The sequence below is a fragment of the Lentilactobacillus parafarraginis DSM 18390 = JCM 14109 genome (assembly GCF_001435895.1).
Taxonomy (GTDB): Bacteria; Bacillota; Bacilli; order Lactobacillales; family Lactobacillaceae; genus Lentilactobacillus; species Lentilactobacillus parafarraginis.
The window spans coordinates 1-714 of sequence record NZ_AZFZ01000191.1 but is presented as its reverse complement, the minus strand read 5'-3'; the positions used below and the strand labels follow the sequence as shown (position 1 = coordinate 714).

Here is a 714-nt window from a genome sequence, read left to right as displayed (position 1 = left end):
AAACAAATTTCAAGTTTTATCAAGCTGACAATGTTTATGGGGCCTTATTTTTCCAGTTCCCAAAAGTATTGATGTACGGCGAACAATATCGCCATCTAAGCAATGACGCTAAATTGGCTTATATGGTACTAAAAGACCGGCTAGAGTACTCTTTGCGTAACAACTGGGTGGACGAAGACGGCAACATCTACTTTGTCTATACGAATGCTGAACTCATGGAACTATTCAACTCTTCCGAAAAGACCGTGATTAAGATCAAAAAAGAACTAGAGGGGCTTAATCTACTGCGGCAAAAACGTATGGGTTTTCAGCCTAAGGCAGGTAAACAGCTACCAAATCGTCTCTACCTTGCTGGCCTCGATGTACAAGCAAATGACGTGTATTTGCGTGGTGAACAGTCAGAAACGCCCGAAACCCTTGCTGCGCGCAGAACTGTAAATTCTACAGTTCAGCATGACACCGTTGAAAAGGACGCTCAAACCCTTGCTGCGCGCAGAACTGTAAATTCTACAGGCAATCTATATAAAGACTTTAAAAACATAGATACTAATAGATACAATATAGATACTCAAAAGTTGGACTTTTCCACAGCCCAATTCTCACCAGCAGAACTAGAAAAGCAAAACCAGGATTTGGTGCACCATGCTAATGACTTCTTAACTGATGAAGCCAGTGGCTTACCAGTTTTCTTAGAACCCGAAGCCGTGCAATTAC

1 protein-coding gene is annotated in these 714 nt (G+C 41.9%); it reads left to right on the top strand.

Translation table 11 applies throughout. From position 1 onward, the window contains the following. Positions 1–714, top strand: a 714-nt coding sequence (locus FD47_RS14680; RefSeq protein ID WP_056980856.1) for a replication initiator protein A, incomplete at both ends; no start/stop codon positions are given.